Annotated in this window: 19 protein-coding genes; 10 read left to right on the forward strand and 9 right to left on the reverse strand. The window is 55.8% G+C overall.

Going from position 1 to position 18,855, the window contains the following annotated elements; genetic code table 11:
- Window positions 1–4: 4 nt before the first annotated feature.
- Entirely contained in the window at window positions 5–1,576 is a 1,572-nt protein-coding gene (locus tag FHW04_RS15960; RefSeq protein ID WP_031374632.1) for a TerC family protein, read from the forward strand.
- A gap of 134 nt (window positions 1,577–1,710) precedes the next feature.
- On the opposite strand, the gene FHW04_RS15965 is transcribed toward FHW04_RS15960, so the two are convergent.
- The 4 genes from FHW04_RS15965 to pabB all read right to left on the reverse strand — a co-directional run bounded on the left by FHW04_RS15965 (window position 1,711) and on the right by pabB (window position 6,981).
- Window positions 1,711–3,282 (reverse strand): EAL domain-containing protein, encoded by a 1,572-nt coding sequence (locus tag FHW04_RS15965; RefSeq protein ID WP_031374631.1) that lies wholly within the window; start codon window positions 3,280–3,282, stop codon window positions 1,711–1,713.
- 224 nt (window positions 3,283–3,506) lie between these two features.
- A complete protein-coding gene (locus FHW04_RS15970; protein WP_089561422.1) occupies window positions 3,507–4,871 on the reverse strand; it encodes an L-serine ammonia-lyase in 1,365 nt (454 codons plus the stop codon).
- A 187-nt stretch (window positions 4,872–5,058) separates the two neighbouring features.
- A complete protein-coding gene (locus tag FHW04_RS15975) occupies window positions 5,059–5,622 on the reverse strand; it encodes a CoA pyrophosphatase (protein WP_089561423.1) in 564 nt (187 codons plus the stop codon).
- Window positions 5,623–6,981: an aminodeoxychorismate synthase component 1 gene (gene pabB / locus FHW04_RS15980; RefSeq protein ID WP_089561424.1), complete on the reverse strand. Its 1,359-nt coding sequence runs from the start codon at window positions 6,979–6,981 to the stop codon at window positions 5,623–5,625. It abuts the gene before it with no gap.
- Window positions 6,982–7,092: 111 nt separating this feature from the next.
- Here pabB and FHW04_RS15985 point away from each other — a divergent pair, with 111 nt between their 5' ends.
- Window positions 7,093–7,278 carry a YoaH family protein gene (locus FHW04_RS15985; RefSeq protein WP_031374628.1) on the forward strand — a complete coding sequence of 62 codons (186 nt, stop codon included), beginning with the start codon at window positions 7,093–7,095 and terminating at the stop codon, window positions 7,276–7,278.
- A gap of 12 nt (window positions 7,279–7,290) precedes the next feature.
- Here the strand turns inward: FHW04_RS15985 and FHW04_RS15990 are convergent, their stop codons facing one another.
- Window positions 7,291–7,635 carry a RidA family protein gene (locus tag FHW04_RS15990; protein ID WP_031374627.1) on the reverse strand — a complete coding sequence of 115 codons (345 nt, stop codon included), beginning with the start codon at window positions 7,633–7,635 and terminating at the stop codon, window positions 7,291–7,293.
- A gap of 67 nt (window positions 7,636–7,702) precedes the next feature.
- The gene (locus tag FHW04_RS15995; protein WP_089561425.1) at window positions 7,703–8,062 is read right to left on the reverse strand and encodes a hypothetical protein; all 360 of its coding nucleotides are present in this window, start codon (window positions 8,060–8,062) and stop codon (window positions 7,703–7,705) included.
- Window positions 8,063–8,347: 285 nt separating this feature from the next.
- Between FHW04_RS15995 and FHW04_RS16000 the strand changes: the two genes are divergently transcribed.
- From FHW04_RS16000 to rnd, 6 genes are all read left to right on the forward strand, one after another.
- Window positions 8,348–8,515, forward strand: coding sequence for a hypothetical protein (locus tag FHW04_RS16000; protein ID WP_162836815.1), 168 nt, complete (start codon window positions 8,348–8,350; stop codon window positions 8,513–8,515).
- Window positions 8,516–9,103: 588 nt separating this feature from the next.
- Complete coding sequence (locus FHW04_RS16005; protein WP_031374625.1) at window positions 9,104–11,014, forward strand: ATP-dependent DNA helicase; 1,911 nt, start codon at window positions 9,104–9,106, stop codon at window positions 11,012–11,014.
- 44 nt (window positions 11,015–11,058) lie between these two features.
- Window positions 11,059–11,757 carry a tRNA (adenosine(37)-N6)-threonylcarbamoyltransferase complex dimerization subunit type 1 TsaB gene (tsaB, locus tag FHW04_RS16010; RefSeq protein WP_089561426.1) on the forward strand — a complete coding sequence of 233 codons (699 nt, stop codon included), beginning with the start codon at window positions 11,059–11,061 and terminating at the stop codon, window positions 11,755–11,757.
- A gap of 60 nt (window positions 11,758–11,817) precedes the next feature.
- Entirely contained in the window at window positions 11,818–12,411 is a 594-nt protein-coding gene (locus FHW04_RS16015; protein WP_031374624.1) for a Slp family lipoprotein, read from the forward strand.
- A 207-nt stretch (window positions 12,412–12,618) separates the two neighbouring features.
- Window positions 12,619–14,295, forward strand: coding sequence for a long-chain-fatty-acid--CoA ligase FadD (fadD, locus tag FHW04_RS16020; RefSeq protein WP_122983616.1), 1,677 nt, complete (start codon window positions 12,619–12,621; stop codon window positions 14,293–14,295).
- Between the two features lie 99 nt (window positions 14,296–14,394).
- Window positions 14,395–15,516 (forward strand): ribonuclease D, encoded by a 1,122-nt coding sequence (gene rnd, locus FHW04_RS16025; RefSeq protein ID WP_089561427.1) that lies wholly within the window; start codon window positions 14,395–14,397, stop codon window positions 15,514–15,516.
- Between the two features lie 53 nt (window positions 15,517–15,569).
- Here rnd and minE read toward each other — a convergent pair whose 3' ends face one another.
- Genes minE through minC form a run of 3 tightly spaced genes read right to left on the reverse strand, consistent with a single transcriptional unit; the run spans window position 15,570 to window position 17,399 of the window.
- A complete protein-coding gene (gene minE, locus FHW04_RS16030) occupies window positions 15,570–15,839 on the reverse strand; it encodes a cell division topological specificity factor MinE (RefSeq protein ID WP_031374622.1) in 270 nt (89 codons plus the stop codon).
- Window positions 15,840–15,842: 3 nt separating this feature from the next.
- Window positions 15,843–16,655, reverse strand: coding sequence for a septum site-determining protein MinD (gene minD / locus FHW04_RS16035; protein WP_031374621.1), 813 nt, complete (start codon window positions 16,653–16,655; stop codon window positions 15,843–15,845).
- A gap of 33 nt (window positions 16,656–16,688) precedes the next feature.
- Window positions 16,689–17,399 carry a septum site-determining protein MinC gene (gene minC, locus FHW04_RS16040; RefSeq protein ID WP_031374620.1) on the reverse strand — a complete coding sequence of 237 codons (711 nt, stop codon included), beginning with the start codon at window positions 17,397–17,399 and terminating at the stop codon, window positions 16,689–16,691.
- A gap of 155 nt (window positions 17,400–17,554) precedes the next feature.
- Between minC and FHW04_RS16045 the strand changes: the two genes are divergently transcribed.
- The gene (locus tag FHW04_RS16045; RefSeq protein WP_031374619.1) at window positions 17,555–17,830 is read left to right on the forward strand and encodes a YcgL domain-containing protein; all 276 of its coding nucleotides are present in this window, start codon (window positions 17,555–17,557) and stop codon (window positions 17,828–17,830) included.
- A 314-nt stretch (window positions 17,831–18,144) separates the two neighbouring features.
- Window positions 18,145–18,804 (forward strand): fumarylacetoacetate hydrolase family protein, encoded by a 660-nt coding sequence (locus tag FHW04_RS16050; RefSeq protein ID WP_069728550.1) that lies wholly within the window; start codon window positions 18,145–18,147, stop codon window positions 18,802–18,804.
- Window positions 18,805–18,855 lie beyond the last annotated feature (51 nt).

Consider the following 18,855-nt stretch of genomic DNA (forward strand, 5'->3'; position numbering starts at 1 on the left):
ATTAATGGAATTTCTATTCGACCCCTCAATCTGGGCGGGTTTACTGACGCTTGTCGTGCTGGAAATCGTGCTGGGCATCGATAACCTGGTCTTCATCGCCATCCTGGCGGACAAACTGCCGCCGAAGCAGCGTGATAAAGCGCGTCTGATCGGCCTGTCGCTGGCGCTGGTGATGCGTCTGGGCCTGCTGTCGCTGATCTCGTGGATGGTGACGCTCACCACGCCCCTATTCAGCGTAGGTGATTTCAGCTTTGCCGGTCGGGATTTAATTCTGCTGGCGGGTGGTCTGTTCCTGCTGTTTAAGGCGACCATGGAGCTGCATGAAAGGCTGGAGAACCGCCAGCTGGACGGCTCAGGCAACCGCGGTTACGCCAGTTTCTGGGCGGTGGTAACGCAGATTGTGGTGCTGGATGCGGTGTTTTCGCTTGATGCGGTGATTACTGCAGTCGGCATGGTGAACCATCTGCCGGTGATGATGACCGCCGTGGTGATTGCAATGGGTGTGATGTTGCTGGCCTCTAAGCCATTAACCAACTTTGTTAATGCGCATCCAACGGTGGTGGTGCTCTGTCTGAGCTTCCTGTTGATGATTGGTCTGTCACTGGTGGCCGAAGGCTTTGGTTTCCATATTCCGAAAGGTTATCTCTACGCGGCGATCGGCTTCTCGATCCTGATTGAGCTGTTTAACCAGATTGCCCGTCGTAACTTTATCCGGCATCAGTCGCATCGACCGATGCGTGAACGTACCGCCGAAGCGATTCTGCGTCTGATGGGCGGCCGCAATCGCGCCCAGACGGCTAACAGCAGCAGTAATGAAGAGTCCGCGTTAACAGAAGCGATGCCGCAGGAAGCGTTTAAAGATGAAGAGCGCTATATGATCAACGGCGTGCTGACGCTGGCGTCCCGTTCGATTCGCAGCATTATGACGCCGCGCGGTGAAATCTCGTGGGTGGATGCCAACCGTCCGGTCGATGAGATTCGTATTCAGCTGCTGGATACGCCGCACAGCCTGTTCCCGGTCTGTCGCGGTGAGCTGGACGAAATTGTCGGCGTAGTACGGGCGAAAGAGCTGCTGGTGGCGCTGGAACACGGCGTCGATGTGGCGACCTTTGCCGCCAATACCCCGACCATTGTGGTGCCGGAAACGCTGGATCCGATCAATCTGCTCGGCGTGCTGCGTCGTGCCAAAGGCAGTTTTGTTATCGTCACCAATGAATTTGGTGTGGTGCAGGGTTTGATTACGCCACTTGACGTGCTGGAAGCGATCGCCGGTGAGTTCCCGGATGAGGATGAAACGCCGGATATCATCGCCGATGGCGACGGCTGGTTAGTGAAAGGCGGCACCGATTTGCACTCGCTGCAACAGTTGCTCGACTTCCATCAGCTGGTTGACCCGGATGAAGATCACGCCTCGCTGGCGGGCCTGCTGATTGCCCAGAAAGGGCAGTTGCCGCAGCCAGGTGAGGTGATTGATATCACGCCGCTGCACTTTCAGATCATCGAAGCGACCGATTACCGTATCGATCTGGTGCGGGTTACCAAAGATCAGCCGCAGGATGAAGAGGAAGAACGCTAAGGCGGGTCAGGCAAATAACCGGCGACCGCAGGTTTGCTGAGTCGCCCACTGACTGTCTGAGGTTGTTGAACGCCGCTGCTCTGATGCAGCGGCTTTTTTTTAGCCTGACGTTATTGCCGAAGCATCATCTGCGATCAGGTGGGTACCGGGTCAACGTCTGGCTTGTGCTTTGCCAGCCAGCCGGGGAAATCACCGATGGGCATCGGGCGGGCATAATAATAGCCCTGCAGATGATCGACGCCGCGCGCCCGCAGATAGGCGGCCTGTTCTGCCGTTTCGACCCCTTCAGCGACCAGACTGATATTCAGGCGCTGCGCCAGTGAAATCACCATGTCGGTGACGGTGGCGTTAATCGCATCGGTACCGATGGCGGCGGTAAAGATTTTGTCGATCTTCAGTACGTCGGGCTTTAAATCCTTCAGGTAGGAGAGCGAGCTGTGGCCGGTACCAAAATCATCAATCGCCAGCCGCACGCCGATCTCATGCAGCTGGGCGATGACCGATTGATCAACCACCGGCAGCGCATCGCGTTCGGTTAACTCGACCACCAGCTTCGGTACCGGATTGGCGGGCCACCAGAGGTTTTGCAGATCCTGCAGGATAGCGCGGTCGCGGAAATGGCTGGCGGCAACGTTAATAGCGATGTGGAAACCCGGACACGCAGGCAGGTGAGGGAGCTGTTTTACCACCTCGTTCAGCACGAAGCGGGTCAGCGGCTTAATCAGATTCTGCCGTTCGGCCAGCGGAATAAACACATCGGGTGCCACCCAGCCCTGACGCGCATTATGCCAGCGCAGCAGCAACTCAATGCCATCGCACTGGCCGCTTCTGGCGTTAATCAGCGGCTGGCAGTAAACCATAAACTCATTGGCGGTGATGCCGTAGCTGATTTGCCAGCTCAGGCTCATGCGGTTGGCGGTCGCCAGCCAGACGATATACCCCATCAGCAGGCTGAGCAGTAGCGCCAGCGGCAGCTGCGACGGCAGCGTGTGCAGTGCCAGCCGGGTCGGGGAGGGACCGTACAGCGTCAGGGTGTAGGGATAACGCAGCGAGGCCTGATAGTAACTCACCTCATCTTCCGACGGCAGCGTGGGTTCAATCAGCGGATTGCCATACTCCAGACTCTCGCCGTTGACGTTGAAGACCGCCCGTTCCACCCACGGCAACTGCGGTTCCAGCAGATAATTACTCATCATTTCGATGTTAATTACCTGCAAAATACCGGAGCGATTATCCGGGCTTCTTGGCGTCCAGAGTAATAATACCGGCGACCCTTTTAACAGGTAATTGTCGGTGGCAAGCGTCATGCGCTGACCGGTAAAGGCCAGTTCGGGATAGGTCTCGCTAAACGGGATCGCACGCGGACCAAAGATACTGGAACAGTAGATCGCGTCATTATCGACCAGCAGAATGGCGCGCACCGTTTGCAGCGCGGAAATTTTCTCAATCAGCGGAAAACGCACGTCGCGGCAGGGCACGCCGACCAGCCCGAGGGTATTATTAGCGGAAACATCCAGCGGTGAAAACATCCGGTCAAACCGCATAATCGCTTTATCGGCGAAATCCATCGCCTGCTGTTCAATACGCGACTTCTCTTCAATATAACGAAATGCCAGCGTCAGAATCAGTACCACGGTGGCGATTGCCAGCGCAATCAGCAAACGCTTGCGTCTGAATTGTCCAACAAATTGCTGGGCCATGAGCATCAGTACCACCTTCCCAAAAAACCAGAAAAAAGCCAAAAATAACGGGGTTGTTATCGGCACGGCCCGATCAACATTGAGGCCGGAATGCAGAAAAGCGGTGCTGGAAAGTTGCGCGACCAGGACAGTCGCGCGGAAATCACTCTACCGGTTTACCCTGCGCTGAGATAGCGCAGGAGGCGGATTTCATTACGATTGCACATTAATTAAACAATCAAACGTTTCGATTAATCGCACTGTACTTTAATCGCCAGGCCGCCGCGTGAAGTTTCACGGTATTTGGCGTTCATGTCTTTGCCGGTTTCATACATGGTCTCGATCACCTTATCCAGTGAGACGCGCGGTTCACTGGTGCGACGCAGGGCCATACGCGCCGCATTGATCGCTTTGACCGAGGCGATAGCATTTCGCTCAATGCAGGGCACCTGAACCTGTCCGGCGACCGGGTCACAGGTCAGCCCGAGGTTATGCTCCATGCCGATCTCGGCGGCGACGCAAACCTGTTCCGGGCTGCCGCCCAGCAGTTCTGCCAGACCGGCTGCCGCCATCGAACAGGCGACACCCACTTCGCCCTGGCATCCCACTTCTGCGCCCGAAATCGACGCGTTCATTTTATACAGCACGCCGATAGCACCGGATGCGAGGAAGTAGCGCAGGAAAATATCCGGCGTTACCGGCTCAATAAAGTGATCGTAATAGGCCAGTACCGCCGGCACGATGCCACAGGCGCCGTTGGTTGGCGCGGTGACAACCCGTCCGCCGGCCGCGTTTTCCTCATTCACCGCCAGCGCGAACATATTGATCCAGTCGATGACGATCATCGGATCGTTAGAGTGTTTGGATGAGGAGATCAGCAAACGACGCAGCGAGGCGGCGCGGCGCGGCACCCGCAGCGGCCCCGGCAGTACGCCTTCGGTATTCAGGCCGCGATCGATGCAGGCCTGCATGGTCTGCCAGATGTTGGCGAAATAGGCGTGGATCTCATCGCGACTGTGCAGCGCCAGTTCGTTTTTCATCACCAGACCGGATAAGGAGAGTCCGGTTTCGCGGCAGTGCGCCAGCAGATCTTTGGCGGAGTGGAACGGCCACGGCACTGAAACTTCATCCAGCGCCGACTGACCGAAATGCTCTTCATCGACGATAAAGCCGCCACCGACGGAGTAGTAGGTTTTCGACAGAATCAGCAGGTCGCCGGCGAACGCCAGCAGACGCAGACCGTTTTCATGCAGCGAGAGGTTTTCACTGCGGAACACCATGCCGCCCTCACGCGGGAAGTCGACCTCATGCGCCCCTTTGGCCAGCAGTAAACGTTCACGCTGGGCGACATCTTTAATAAAGGCCGGGATGGCATCAATATCGACCGTGTCGGGAGATTCGCCCGCCAGCCCCATAATAATGGCGATGTCGGTATGGTGGCCTTTACCGGTCAGCGACAGTGAGCCGTAGACATCTACCGCAATGCGGGTCACCTCCTGTAGCTTTCCCTGTTCGGATAACAAATCCACAAACTGCTTACCCGCTTTCATCGGGCCGACAGTATGCGAACTTGATGGGCCTATGCCCACTTTGAACATGTCGAAAACACTAATCACAGGTGACACTCCTCACAAATTATTCTCAGTCTGCCGGGGCAGTTTATGGCGCTAATAGTAATAGTCATGCCGGAGAAAAGAGCAGCTTTTCGCATGAAATAAACTTATTAAAACCGATAGAAAAAATTATAGCGCGGCCCGCCGCTCAGCAGGCCGAAAAGCAACAGGTTAATGGCAAAAGTGGGCGTCAGAACGCAATTTGCTCGCTGAGTGAGCGGATAATGCCGGCGGTCATGCCCCAGACTAGGTAATCCTGATAGCGCGACAGCCAGACCGGATGACGCACGCCAGCGCGGTGCACCTCCAGCGCGCTATAGCGGCTGAGCCGTAACGCTTCGGCCAGCGGCATCTCAAAGGCGCTGCGCACTTCGTCCGGGTTGATTCGTAGCGGCAGATCCGGCGGAATGATCGCCAGCACCGGCGTCACCTGAAAGCCGGTGCTGCTGGTAACGGCAGGCAGCACGCCCAACACCTCAACCTGCTGTGGGTCGATGCCCACTTCCTCCTGTGCTTCCCGCAGAGCGGTCGCGATCAGCGAGGCATCGGTATCATCCTGCATGCCGCCAGGGAAGGCGACCTGTCCGGCATGCTTACGCAGCCCATGGGAGCGCTGGGTCAGCAACAGACCCGGTTCCGGTCGCGCCACAATCGGTACCAGCACTGCGGCATGCCGTCCGGCGAGACGTTGCGTATTGTGTTGCGGTGGCTGCAGCAGGAACCGGCTGCGGAAGGCGTCAAGCGTGAGCGCCATTCAGACCCCCTGTTCCAGCGCCGGCAGAATGCGGCTGACTTTATCCAGCGTCTCCTGATATTCCGCCTGCACCTCACTGTCGGCGACAATGCCGCCACCCGCCGCGCAGTAAAGCTGCTGACCTTCAGCAATCAGGGTGCGGATGGTGATGCTGGTATCCATGCGGCCACACAGGCTGAGATAGCCAATGCTGCCGCACCAGGCATTCCGGCGCTGCGGTTCCAGCTGATCAATAATTTCCATCGCCCGGATTTTTGGCGCGCCGGTAATTGAGCCGCCAGGGAAACAGGCGCGCAGCAGATCGGTGGCCTGCAGATCGTCAGGAAGCTGCGCCCGCACCGTGCTGACCAGATGGTGAACGGCAGGGAAGGGCTCGACCACAAACAGCTCAGGCACACTGACTGAGCCAGGCACCGCCACGCGGCCAATGTCGTTACGCAGCAAATCGACAATCATCAGATTTTCGGCGCGATCTTTTTCTGCATTTTGCAGATCATCTGCCTGTTGCCGATCGGCAATCGGATCGGCACAGCGTGGACGGGTACCTTTGATCGGGCGGGTTTCGATCTGTTTATCATTCAATGATAAAAAGCGCTCCGGCGACAGGCTAAGGATCGCGCTGTGCGGCAGGCGCAGAAAGGCGCTGAACGGCGCGCGGTTGGCCTGGTTGAGGGCACAAAAGGCCTGCCACTCATCACCCTGATAACCGGCCTGAAAACGCTGAGCCAGATTCACCTGATAGCAGTCACCCGCCTGAATATAAGCCTGAACGGCGGCAAAGCGTGCCGCGTAGTCAGCGTAATTGAGGTTGGATTGCCACTGGGTGGTAAGGCTGAACGGCACGGCTTCACGTTCAGGCCACTGCGCCAGCCAGGCGGCGCGGGCTTCAACATCCTGCAATGCCAGCAACGTCAGGGTCTGACGATGATGATCGGCAATCAATGCCCAGTCGTAAATGCCGACCGCCATATCCGGCGTGGTGAGATCGGCCTGTGCCTGCTGTGGCAACTGCTCAAACCGGCGACCGAGATCGTACCCGAACAGGCCAAGCGCGCCGCCCTGAAACGGCAGATGGTCATGACTGAGCGGCGTCATGCCCAGCGCATCACACTGCTGCTGAACCAGTTGCAGCGGATCCGCGCCAGATTCGCTGCAGCCGCTGGCATCGGTAATGTGGGTAACGTCACCGCGGGTTACCAGCGTGGCGCGCGGATCGGCGGTGAGTATATCAAAACGATTGTCGCTATGGTTGGCATTGGCGGAAGAGAGCAGCATTGCCCACGGCAGGCTGGCAATCGGGGCGAAACGCTGAATCAGCGCATCCGGGGTATAATCAAGACTGAGGGTTTCAACAATCATCAGGCAGACAAATCAGAGAGCAAAGAGGTCGTCAGACTGACATATTTTTTCCTGACTGGCACCTGTTTGTTCGGCGTGTGATAATCGCTGCCCCCAACGCAGGAGTGAAACATGGCTATAGGATTACCGGCTCTCTCTCATGAGCAGCAACAGCAGGCCGTCGAGCGTATTCAGGAGCTGATGGCGGGTGGACTGTCGAGTGGCGAAGCTATCGCCCAGGTGGCACAGGAAATTCGCCAGAATCATAAAGGCGAGCAAATCCGGGCGCTGTTCGACGACGAGGATGAAGAAGAATAGCGCCCGGCAGGCTTAACGTGCTGCGATGATTTTGATTTCGATTTTGTATTGCGGGTTCATCAAACCTGCCTGAACCGTGCAGCGTACTGGCGCGTTATCCGGGGAAACCCAGGCGTCCCAGGCGCGGTTCATTGCGGGCAGGTCCGCTTTGTCCACCAGAAACAGGGTGGCATCAAGAATTTTGCTCTTATCACTGCCGAGTCGCGTCAGCAATCTGTCAATCACCGCCAGTGCATTGGCCGTCTGCGCTTCAGCATCCTCATCCAGATTCTCTGGCACGCTGGTGTAATAGATGGTGTCATTGTGAATCACGGCTTCGGACATACGATGTTCCGGATCGATGCGGGTAATACTCATCTTTTTCTCCCTGGTTTGATGGGCATTAGCCTGGCACATTCCTTATGCCGCTGTCATCTCTTCCCCCTCACAGGCAGCGTTTGACGATAGCCTGACGATCGGCCATCACCTGCGGCCACATATTAAAAGTGGTAAAGAATTTTACCCCGGCACCGCGTCGCTGTGGCGTCACGTCGGCGAATATCGAATCTTCCCACGTCAGGACGGTGATTTGCTCACCGCGCGGTTGCGTATGCGTAGTATTATCCCTGGCGATCACCTCGGTGGTAGACCAGCCACGATAAATACAGTCACTAAGCTGCGGTGCGGTGCGGGCGCTCTGGGCCTGAAATACCGGCTGACCGAGGCGTGCCTGATCAGGAGTAGGTGCCTGGCAGCCACAGACCAGCAGTACGCCGATAAGCGATCCGATGCGGGAATGATTCATAACGTTCCTCCGCCTGAGGCAGACAGTACGATAGAGGCGGTCTGCGCCAATGTGCCGACCGCGCGTCACCTTACGGATGCCACATCCCAACGATAAGGTGATGTAATGATTATAATCCGTGCGCTTATTTCCTCGCAGCTATCCACCGCATTTGATAGCTGCATCACACAGTATCAGGCGGAGCCGGGCGCTAAGCGGCGCGCCAGGCAACAGAAGTGACGCACCCCGCAGCAAAAAATGATATAAATCAGCCGATAAATGACGCCACAGGATGAGGATGAAAGCATGGCGAATACGCAGTATCTGTTTTGGGTAATGGCAGGCGCACTGACGCTGCTGTTTATTGTGGTGTCGGCGTTTGTCGGTCTGTCGCGTGGTGCGAAGCAGGGTTATATCACCTTTGCCGTTCTCTTTGTCATCATGCTGGCGGGGGCCTTTTACATTCATCACTAGCGGCCACGGCAGCGACAGCAGGATTATTACCGCTTAACTCACACTTTCAACCAAAAGCGGGCGGGCGGAAGTGGCGGTTAACTATGCTGAGATGAAATAGCAGCACTGCTATTTATCACCGGAGGTAATTATGTCTGAACGTCCTGATTACGATGAACCGCTGCCTGATGACGCTGAAATCTATCCGGAAGATGAAGAAGAGGATGAAGAGCCTGGACAGGATCCGTTAGAAAAGGATATTTAATCTTTCATGCCAGCCTCACCCTCGGTAGCTAACGGGATTTTTTAATCACCTGCTGTTATCACGCGACGCAACCAACGCCTCATCCCAACAAAACCGTCATTCAGGCGGTTTTGTTGTTTCTGAGCCGCGTCCGGCTTCCGCCGGGCGGTGTAACCTGACCGGTTTGCCCGGCAAAATGCGCGCGTTGGCGACACAATTTTCCCACCTGTTACCCGTCGCTTCGGAGATCGTCAGGCCAGGCCTGACAGCCTTTTTATGGTTAACTTTTTGATTATCCTCTATTTTGCTTTGTGAATTTAATACTGACATAATTACAGTGTTTTTGCCGTTCTTTGAGAGGGTATGTGGCAGACGATTTTGCAGTTGATGGCGCGCTGGCGCAGGCAATAGCCGGCTTCAAGCCGCGTGAAGCGCAGCGTGAAATGGCGCAGGCGGTTTCCGAAGCCGTAAAAGAGCAGGGTGAGCTGGTGGTAGAAGCCGGTACCGGCACCGGGAAAACCTATGCTTATCTGGCCCCCGCGCTGCGGGCCGGCAAGAAAGTGATCGTCTCGACCGGATCGAAAGCGCTGCAGGATCAGCTTTATGGCCGCGATCTGCCCACCATGATCGGCGCACTAAAATACAAAGGAAAGACCGCCTTACTGAAAGGGCGATCCAACTATCTTTGCCTGGAGCGGCTGGAGCAGCAGTCAATGGCGGGCGGCGATCTGGCCGTACAGGCGCTGACTGACCTGGTGACGCTGCGGAGCTGGTCTTCGCAGACGGTAGATGGCGATATCAGCAGCTGTGCCGGCGTCACTGAAGATAGCCCGGTCTGGCCGCTGGTCACCAGCACCAACGATAACTGCCTCGGCACCGACTGCCCGCGTTATAAAGAGTGCTTCGTAGTGAAAGCGCGTAAGCGGGCCATGGACGCGGATGTGGTGGTGGTGAACCATCACCTGTTTCTGGCTGACCTGGTGGTCAAAGAAGGTGGGTTCGGCGAACTGATCCCGGAAGCGGACGTGATGATCTTCGATGAGGCCCATCAGCTTCCCGATATCGCCAGTCAGTATTTCGGACAACAGCTCTCCAGCCGGCAACTGCTCGACCTCGCCAAAGATATTATCACCGCCTACCGCACCGAAGTGCGCGACGTGCAGCAACTGCAAAAGTCCGCCGATCGCCTGGCGCAGTGTGCTCAGGATTTTCGCCTGTCGCTAGGCGACCCGGGCTACCGCGGTAATCTGCGTGAACTGCTGAGCGATAACAACATCCTGCGGATGTTTACGCTGCTGGATGATGCGCTTGAACTCTGTTACGACGTCATCAAACTCTCCCTGGGCCGTTCAGCGTTGCTGGATGCGGCGTTTGAGCGCGCGGCGCTCTACCGTGGCCGACTGAAGCGGTTACGGGCGATCAATGAGCCGGGCTACAGCTACTGGTATGAATGCACCTCACGCCACTTTATTCTGGCGCTGACGCCGCTGTCAGTGGCGGAACGCTTCCGCGAAGTGATGGATAATCGCAAAGCGGCCTGGATTTTCACCTCTGCCACGCTGGCAGTGGATGAGAAGATGGAGCACTTTGCCGAGCGGCTGGGCGTGAACGCAGCAAAAAGTTTAATTCTGAACAGTCCGTTCGATTATGCGCAGCAGGCACTGTTATGTGTGCCGCGCAACCTGCCTGAACCGAACCGTCCCGGCGGCGCACGTCAGCTTGCCGCCATGATGAAGCCGCTGATTGACGCCAACAAAGGACGCTGTTTCTTCCTCTGTACCTCGCATCTGATGATGCGTGAGCTGGCGGCGGAATTCCGTGCCTCAATGACGTTACCGGTGCTGGTTCAGGGCGAAACCAGCAAAGGTCAGTTGCTGAAACAGTTTATCGATAAAGGCAATGCCTTACTGGTCGCGACCAGTAGTTTCTGGGAAGGGGTCGACGTGCGCGGCGATGCGCTTTCGCTGGTCATCATCGATAAGCTGCCGTTTACTTCACCGGAAGATCCTTTACTCAAGGCGCGGATGGAAGATTGCCGTATCCGCGGTGGCGATCCGTTTACCGATGTGCAGCTGCCGGATGCGGTGATCACTCTAAAGCAGGGCGTCGGGCGTCTGATCCGGGATACCGACGACCGGGGTGTGCTGGTGATTTGCGATCAGCGGCTGGTTTCGCGTCCTTATGGCGCGCTGTTTCTTAACAGCCTGCCGCCAACGCCGCGTACCCGCGATATCGCCCGCGCCATCGCCTTTATACGGCAGCAACCTGACGCCTGATTTTATGCTAAGATGCGCGCCGTTTTCATTCTCCTGAGGTGGTCATGTCAGCCCGAATTTTAGCGCTGGATACGGCGACAGAAGCCTGTTCAGCCGCCTTGCTGAATCAGCAACAGATTGATGCCCGATTTGAGATTGCTCCGCGCGATCATACTCAGCGCATTTTGCCGCTGATCGAAGAGTTACTGCTGGCGCAGCAGCTCGACCTGACCGATCTTGACGCGCTGGCCTTTGGTCGCGGTCCCGGCAGTTTTACCGGCGTGCGTATCGGAATTGGTATTGCCCAGGGCCTGGCACTCGGTGCGGCGCTGCCGATGATCGGTATCTCGACGCTGGCCACGCTGGCAGAGGGCGCCTGGCGTCTGCAGCGCACCACCCGCGTGTTAACCGCCATTGATGCGCGGATGGGCGAGGTCTACTGGGCCGAATACCAGCGCGACGAACGGGGCGTCTGGCAGGGTGAAGCCAGCGAAAGCGTGCTGTCACCCGCGGCCGCGCTGGCACGGATGCAGGCGCTGTCGGGCGAGTGGATGACTGCCGGCACCGGCTGGCAGGCTTATCCCGAACTGCAGCAGGGCCATTCCCTGACGCTGCACGCCAGTGACGTGAGTTTACCTGCCGCCGAAGATATGTTACCGCTGGCGGTCGTTGCTTTAGGCCAGGGTAATACCCTGCAACCGGAAAATGCCGAGCCAACCTATCTGCGTAATGAGGTGGCATGGAAAAAGTTGCCAGGCCGCTAGATCGCACGCAACTTATTGTTATGCGTCCAGTCTAAATCATTACGTAACGGGAGGACGCCTATGTCAATGTGCGCTAAAGGGCTAACAGGTCTGTTGCTGACCTGTACGCTGGTTTTAACAGGTTGTGTCTCAATTCCGGACAGCCTGCAGGGCAGTTCACCGCAGCCGCAACAGGATTTGTTGCGGGTCATGAACGATCCGGCCATCTATACCGGCCAGGAGTCACGTTTTGGCGGTAAGGTGGTGAATGTCACTAACCTTAACGGTAAAACCCGGCTGGAGATCGCCACGCAACCGCTGGATGAGAGTGCCCGTCCACGGCTGGGAGCGGCCTCGGTGGGTCGCATCTATGCCGATATCCACGGTTTCGTCGATCCGGTGGATGTGAGAGATCAGTTTGTAACGGTGCTGGGCAACATCAAAGGCACTGAGCCCGGTAAAATTGGCGAGGCGAACTACAAATTTGTGGTGATTGATGTGCGCGGCTATCAGCGCTGGCATCTGACCCGACAGGTGATGTCGCCGCCGCAGCCGATCGATCCGTGGATCTGGTATGGACCGACGCGTCATCGTCCCGGCTATTGGGGACCGAATCCCTACTGGGGAATGTACAGCAGCGGTCCGGCACAGGTCGAAACCATTCTGACTGAGTGATAGGGCAGTCACACTTTTCTGGCCCGGTAGCGCTGGTCGCCGCCGGGCTTTTTATTTGTCTGTTTTAACAGCACGAAATTTAGTGATGGACTTCGCAACCTCAACATGCCGAAACAGGCAAACTGGTACAATCAGTTAAAATATTGTTAACAAACCAGATTGGCTGAGGCAGCGATGGAAATACAACATGATTATCGGGGTGGATCCTTGAATAAGGTTTGGCTTAAACGCTACCCGGCTGATGTGCCAGCCGAAATAAGTGCAGATCGTTATACTTCGCTGGTGGATCTGTTTGAGCAGGCCGCCAAACGCTACGCCGATCAACCTGCATTCTGGAACATGGGTCAGAAGATGACCTATCGCCAACTGGAAGAGAAAAGCCGCGCGTTTGCGGCTTATCTGCAACAGCAGCTTGGTTTGAAAGCCGGCGATCGGGTCGCGCTGATGATGCCTAACCTGCTGCAGTATCCGGTGGCGCTGTTCGGCGTACTCCGCGCCGGCATGGTGGTTGTGAATGTGAATCCGCTCTATACGCCGCGCGAACTCAAGCACCAGCTGAATGACAGCGGTGCCAGCGCCATCGTTATTGTCTCCAACTTTGCCCATACGCTGGAAAAGGTAGTGGCGGAGACCGCTGTGCGCCACGTGATTCTGACCCGAATGGGCGATCAGCTGGCACCGGTCAAGGCGACGCTGGTTAATTTCGTGGTCAAATACGTCAAGCGACTGGTACCGAAATACCATTTGCCCGGCGCAATCTCGTTTCGTCAGGTAATGGAGCAGGGTGCCACGCTCACGTATCAGCGTCCGACGGTCAGCAATGACGATCTCGCTTTCCTGCAATATACCGGCGGCACTACCGGCATCGCCAAAGGCGCGATGCTGACTCATCGCAATATGCAGGCCAATCTGGAACAGACCAAAGCTACCTACGGTAAAGTTCTGCGCGACGGCAAAGAGTGTGTGGTCACGGCGCTGCCGCTCTATCACATCTTTGCCTTAACGGTGAATGGTCTGCTGTTCCTGGAGCTGGGCGGTCAGAATCTGTTGATTACCAATCCGCGCGACATCCCTGGCTTTGTTAAAGAGCTGTCGAAGTTTCCGTTTACCGCCATCACCGGCGTCAACACGCTGTTCAACGCGCTGCTGAATGATGAACAGTTCAATAAGCTCGACTTCAGTACGCTGCGGCTGTCAGCCGGGGGCGGGATGGCGGTGCAGAAAGCGGTGGCGGAACGCTGGGAAAAACTGACCGGTCACTATCTGCTGGAAGGCTACGGGCTGACGGAATGCTCGCCGCTGGTGTCGGTCAATCCTTACGATATCAGCTGCCACACCGGCAGCATTGGCTTACCGGTTCCCTCAACCGATGTGTTGATTCTGGATGATAACGGCAATGAGGTTTCACCAGGCGAACCGGGCGAACTGTGTATCAGCGGTCCACAGGTGATGCTCGGCTACTGGCAGCGCCCGGATGCCACGGAGGAAGTGCTGAAAAATGGCTGGCTCCACAGCGGCGATATTGTTACCGTTGATCAGGAAGGCTTTATTCGCATCGTCGATCGTAAGAAGGATATGATTCTGGTATCCGGCTTCAATGTTTATCCCAACGAGATCGAAGATGTGCTGATGCAACATCCGAAAGTACGTGAAGCGGCCGCGATCGGCGTGCCCAGCGATCTTTCCGGCGAGGCGGTGAAAGTCTGCGTGGTGAAAAAAGATGCCTCACTGACTAAAGAAGAGTTGCTAGACCACTGTCGCCGTCAGCTGACCGGATACAAAGTGCCGAAAATTATTGAGTTTCGTGATGAGCTGCCAAAAACCAACGTCGGCAAGATTCTGCGACGCGAATTGCGCGACGAAGTAAAAGCCAGCGCAAGCTAAGCCCTGGCAAGGATTCAGGTTAGACGCCGGCATGTCCGGCGTTTTTATTGTTTTTAACATGGAGCACCGCACGTTGTTGGCTGCGGTGAAAAACTAGACGTGAATTATTCTCTGATTGACCAGGATGAACAACTGGCTGAAGTCTGCCAGAAAGCGCGCCAGCATACGGCAGTGGCACTGGATACTGAATTCGTCCGCACCCGGACCTACTACCCGCAGCTCGGTTTGATCCAGCTGTTCGACGATCACCAGTTAGTGCTGATCGATCCCCTTGCGATCCGTGACTGGTCACCGTTTATCGCGTTGCTGACCGACACCGCAGTGACCAAATTCCTGCACGCCGGCGGCGAAGATCTGGAAGTCTTCCTGCACCGCTTTGGCGTCCTGCCACAGCCGATGATCGATACTCAGATTCTGGCGGCGTTCTCCGGCCAGCCGCTGTCGTGGGGCTTTGCCTCAATGGTGGCGCATTTTACCCAGGTCGAACTGGATAAGAGCGAGTCGCGTACCGACTGGTTAGCGCGTCCGCTGACCGAGCGTCAATGTCAGTATGCCGCGGCGGATGTGCACTATCTGCTGCCGATTGCCCATCAGCTGATGGTGCAGACCGAGGCGGCAGGCAACATGGCGGCTGCACTGAGTGAGTGTGACAATTTGTGCCAGCGTCGCCTCGACAGCTTAGCGCCTGAAGAAGCGTGGCGTGATATCACCAACGCCTGGCAACTGCGTCCGCGTCAGCTGGCAGCCCTGCAACGACTGGCCGCATGGCGTCTGAAGCTGGCGCGTGAAAAGGATATGGCGGTTAACTTTGTGGTGCGCGAAGAGCATCTGTGGAAAGTGGCGCGCTTCATGCCAGGTTCGCTGGGCGAACTGGACCATCTCGGCCTGTCCGGTCATGAGATCCGTTTCCACGGCAAAACGCTGGTGGCGCTGGTGGCAGAAGCCCAGGCGCTGGATGAGAGTGAACTGCCTGAGGCGCTCGGCAATCTGATCGACCATCCGCATTACAAGCAGGTGTTCAAGGCGATGAAAGCGCTGGTGCAGCAGGTGAGTGAGCAGAGCGGATTCAGTCAGGAATTACTGGCGTCACGGCGTCAGATCAACCAGGTTCTGAGCCAGCACTGGGGATTGAAGCCACAGGGACGTCAGCCGGAGTTACTGACCGGATGGCGCGGCGAATTGCTTAAACCCGGCATAGAGAAGATTCTGGCCGAGGTGTGACCGATAAAATTTCCCCTGCAACAGCGCAGGGGAAATTCAGGAAACGGTCAGCGTCATTTAGTCACTTCTTCCGTTTCCGGTAGCGTAACGTTCAGCTCCAGAATGGAGATATCGTCACCTTTCTGATCGAGCTGAACCGTGACCATTTCCGGATCGATTTTCACATATTTGCAAATCACTTCCAGAATGTCGCGCTTAAGTTGCGGAAGATAGTGGGGCTCACTGTCGCCCCTTCTGCGTTCTGCCACGATAATCTGCAGCCTTTCCTTGGCTATATTGGCAGTGTTCTTCTTCCGGGATAAAAAGAAATCAAGTAATGCCATGGTTTATCCCCCGAACAGGCGTTTCAGGAAACCCTTCTTCTCTTCTTCAATAAAGCGGAAGGGGCGAACTTCACCGAGCAACCGTTCAACGGTATCGGCATAGGCTTTGCCAGCATCTGATTCACCATCAAGGATCACCGGCTCGCCCTGGTTAGAGGCACGTAACACCGATTGATCTTCCGGGATCACGCCGACCAGAGGAATGCGTAAAATTTCCAGCACATCTTCCATGCTCAGCATATCGCCACGATTAACACGGCCCGGGTTGTATCGGGTCAGCAGCAGATGCTCCTTAACCGGCTCCTGGCTGTTTTCAGCGCGACGGGATTTTGACGAGATGATGCCGAGAATACGGTCTGAGTCACGTACCGATGAGACTTCCGGGTTAGTGGTGATGATCGCTTCATCAGCGAAGTAAAGCGCCATCAGTGCACCGGTTTCAATCCCTGCTGGCGAGTCGCAGACGATGAAATCGAACTCCATCGCCGCTAAATCGTTCAGTACTTTTTCGACGCCTTCACGGGTCAGTGCATCTTTGTCGCGGGTCTGTGACGCAGGCAGAATATAGAGCTGCTCGGTACGTTTATCGCGAATCAACGCCTGATTCAGCGACGCATCGCCCTGAATCACGTTGACGAAGTCGTAGACCACGCGTCGTTCACAACCCATGATCAAATCGAGGTTACGCAGGCCGATATCGAAATCGATAACGACCGTTTTTTTGCCTTTCTGCGCTAAACCGGTGGCGATGGCCGCGCTTGACGTGGTCTTACCAACGCCCCCTTTACCGGATGTAACTACAATAATGCGTGCCATAAATGTTGATTTCCTTAACAAAAGAAAAGGGGCCTAATTAAGTGTCTGGATGGTGAGCGCGCCATCCTGCAGGCAAAGGCGCGCCGCTTTACCAAAATACGCTTCGGGGATCTGATCCATGATCCAGTATTCGCCCGCTATCGAGACCAGCTCTGCTGCCAGATTGGTACAGAAAATCTGACAGTTGCGGTCTCCGCTGGCACCGGCGAGCGCGCGACCGCGCATCATGCCGTAAATATGAATGTTGCCGTCGGCAACCAGTTCGGCGCCGGCACTGACGCTGCTGGTGATGATTAAATCAGCGTCACGGGCATAAATTTGCTGACCCGAACGCACCGGGGTATTCACGATGCGGGTTTTTGCTGCCATCACCGGCTCAGCGGCGACCGGCTGAGGTTCCGGCACGGCGGCCGGGACGTCACTGCGCGTTTTCGCCTCTTTACCTTCCGCCAGAACCGGCAAGCCAGCGCGGGCGATCATGCGTTTCAGCGCGTCATCTTTGCAGCCGCTGACGCCGACAATCCGCAAACCGGTGGCGATAATCGCCTGCTGTAGCTGCTTCCAGTTAATATCGGCACTTAAAGCCGCAACGTTCAGCACCACCGGGGCGTTTTTCAGAAAATCCGGAGCCTGGTCAATCTTGTCCTGAAGTGCCTTACGAATCACCGCGGGATCGTGGTGATGCAGATGGACGACAGATAGGGTGAAACTGCTACCTTTGAATTCGATTGGCGTTTGCGACATCTGTCCCGACTCAGTCCTGTTTTCACTACCGCTGGCTAAGCGATGATAAAATCATCATTAAAGCGCCAACGGTGAATATTCGAAGTTCTGCAAGCATGTTATAGTTACAGCTATATTCAGACAAGCCTCAACGCTGGTTAATTCGAGTAAAAAATATGTTTTGTGTGATCTACAGAAGCCCGTTGCGCGACCAGACTTATCTCTATGTTGAAAAAAAAGACGATTTCTCTCGCGTTCCGCCAGAGTTGCTGAAAGGGTTTGGCAAGCCGCAACTGGCGATGGTGCTAAAGCTGGCGGGCCGTGACAGGCTGGCTAATGCGGATATCAATAAAGTAAAGCAGGGATTGAGTGAGCAGGGCTATTATTTACAACTCCCGCCGCCGATAGAAAGTCTGCTTACCGTTCATCTGCAGACAGATAAAAAAGTTTAATTCAGATTCATCTGTAAATATTAATCCTGTCGCTCTGATGCCGTCAGGATTAATATTTTTCTGGCCCCGCTAAAATTAACTGTACTGCTTATCTATCCAGTCATTTTTAAATCGCCTGCCTGATATTTAACGTCATTTGTACGTTTATTCATCACTTCAGCGTGCTGATTCACGCTTTTTGACAAATTCTCCACCCCGGACCGGTAAAAGCGTCTTATTATCAGGCGATGAGGTTGGCATTTCGATCAACACAGCCGCAAACATCGACCCGCCAGCCACGCTGGCATCACACCTAACCTACGCAGGGGATAAGCATGTATCAGCATCGTAACTGGCAAGGCGCTCTGTTGGATTTTCCGGTCAGCAAAGTGGTTTGCGTTGGCAGCAACTATGCGAAACACATTAAGGAGATGGGCAGCGCCACACCCACCGAACCGGTCATTTTTATCAAGCCGGAAACTTCACTGTGTGATTTGCGTCAGCCGCTGTCGATTCCGGATGCGTTTGGCGAAGTTCATCACGAGGTTGAGCTGGCGGTCCTGATTGGCGCAACCCTTAAGCAGGCGACAGAAGCGCATGTGGCGCAGGCGATTGCCGGCTACGGCGTGGCGCTTGATTTAACGCTGCGTGACCTGCAGGCAGGGCTGAAGAAAGCGGGCCAGCCGTGGGAAAAATCGAAAGGTTTCGATAATTCCTGTCCGATTTCCGGTTTTATCCCGGCCGCTGAATTCAGTGATGACCCGCAGAATACCGAACTTAAGCTGCGGGTGAATGGTGAGGTGCGTCAGCACGGTTCCACCGCGGATATGATCCATAAAATCCTGCCGCTGATTGCCCACATGAGCCAGTATTTCACCCTGCGCGCCGGTGATGTGATCCTGACCGGAACCCCGGAAGGGGTCGGCCCGATGCGCTCTGGCGACACGCTGGAAGTGTCACTGGCCGGACACGGCATCAGCACGCGCGTACTGTAAAACTTGCATCGCCGCACCAGAGGCTTTATAAGGTGCGGTTTACGCTAAACC

This window comes from Pantoea sp. AN62, from assembly GCF_050432985.1.
Taxonomy (GTDB): domain Bacteria; phylum Pseudomonadota; class Gammaproteobacteria; order Enterobacterales; family Enterobacteriaceae; genus Pantoea; species Pantoea brenneri.

Coding starts and splice junctions, on each gene's coding strand:
- FHW04_RS15960 (WP_031374632.1), top strand. CDS start 5: ATGGAATTTCTATTCGACCCCTCAATCTGGGCGGGTTTACTGACGCTT.
- FHW04_RS15965 (WP_031374631.1), bottom strand. CDS start 3,282: ATGCTCATGGCCCAGCAATTTGTTGGACAATTCAGACGCAAGCGTTTG.
- FHW04_RS15975 (WP_089561423.1), bottom strand. CDS start 5,622: ATGGCGCTCACGCTTGACGCCTTCCGCAGCCGGTTCCTGCTGCAGCCA.
- pabB (WP_089561424.1), bottom strand. CDS start 6,981: ATGATTGTTGAAACCCTCAGTCTTGATTATACCCCGGATGCGCTGATT.
- FHW04_RS15985 (WP_031374628.1), top strand. CDS start 7,093: ATGGCTATAGGATTACCGGCTCTCTCTCATGAGCAGCAACAGCAGGCC.
- FHW04_RS15990 (WP_031374627.1), bottom strand. CDS start 7,635: ATGAGTATTACCCGCATCGATCCGGAACATCGTATGTCCGAAGCCGTG.
- FHW04_RS15995 (WP_089561425.1), bottom strand. CDS start 8,062: ATGAATCATTCCCGCATCGGATCGCTTATCGGCGTACTGCTGGTCTGT.
- FHW04_RS16000 (WP_162836815.1), top strand. CDS start 8,348: ATGGCGAATACGCAGTATCTGTTTTGGGTAATGGCAGGCGCACTGACG.
- tsaB (WP_089561426.1), top strand. CDS start 11,059: ATGTCAGCCCGAATTTTAGCGCTGGATACGGCGACAGAAGCCTGTTCA.
- FHW04_RS16015 (WP_031374624.1), top strand. CDS start 11,818: ATGTCAATGTGCGCTAAAGGGCTAACAGGTCTGTTGCTGACCTGTACG.
- minE (WP_031374622.1), bottom strand. CDS start 15,839: ATGGCATTACTTGATTTCTTTTTATCCCGGAAGAAGAACACTGCCAAT.
- minD (WP_031374621.1), bottom strand. CDS start 16,655: ATGGCACGCATTATTGTAGTTACATCCGGTAAAGGGGGCGTTGGTAAG.
- minC (WP_031374620.1), bottom strand. CDS start 17,399: ATGTCGCAAACGCCAATCGAATTCAAAGGTAGCAGTTTCACCCTATCT.
- FHW04_RS16045 (WP_031374619.1), top strand. CDS start 17,555: ATGTTTTGTGTGATCTACAGAAGCCCGTTGCGCGACCAGACTTATCTC.
- FHW04_RS16050 (WP_069728550.1), top strand. CDS start 18,145: ATGTATCAGCATCGTAACTGGCAAGGCGCTCTGTTGGATTTTCCGGTC.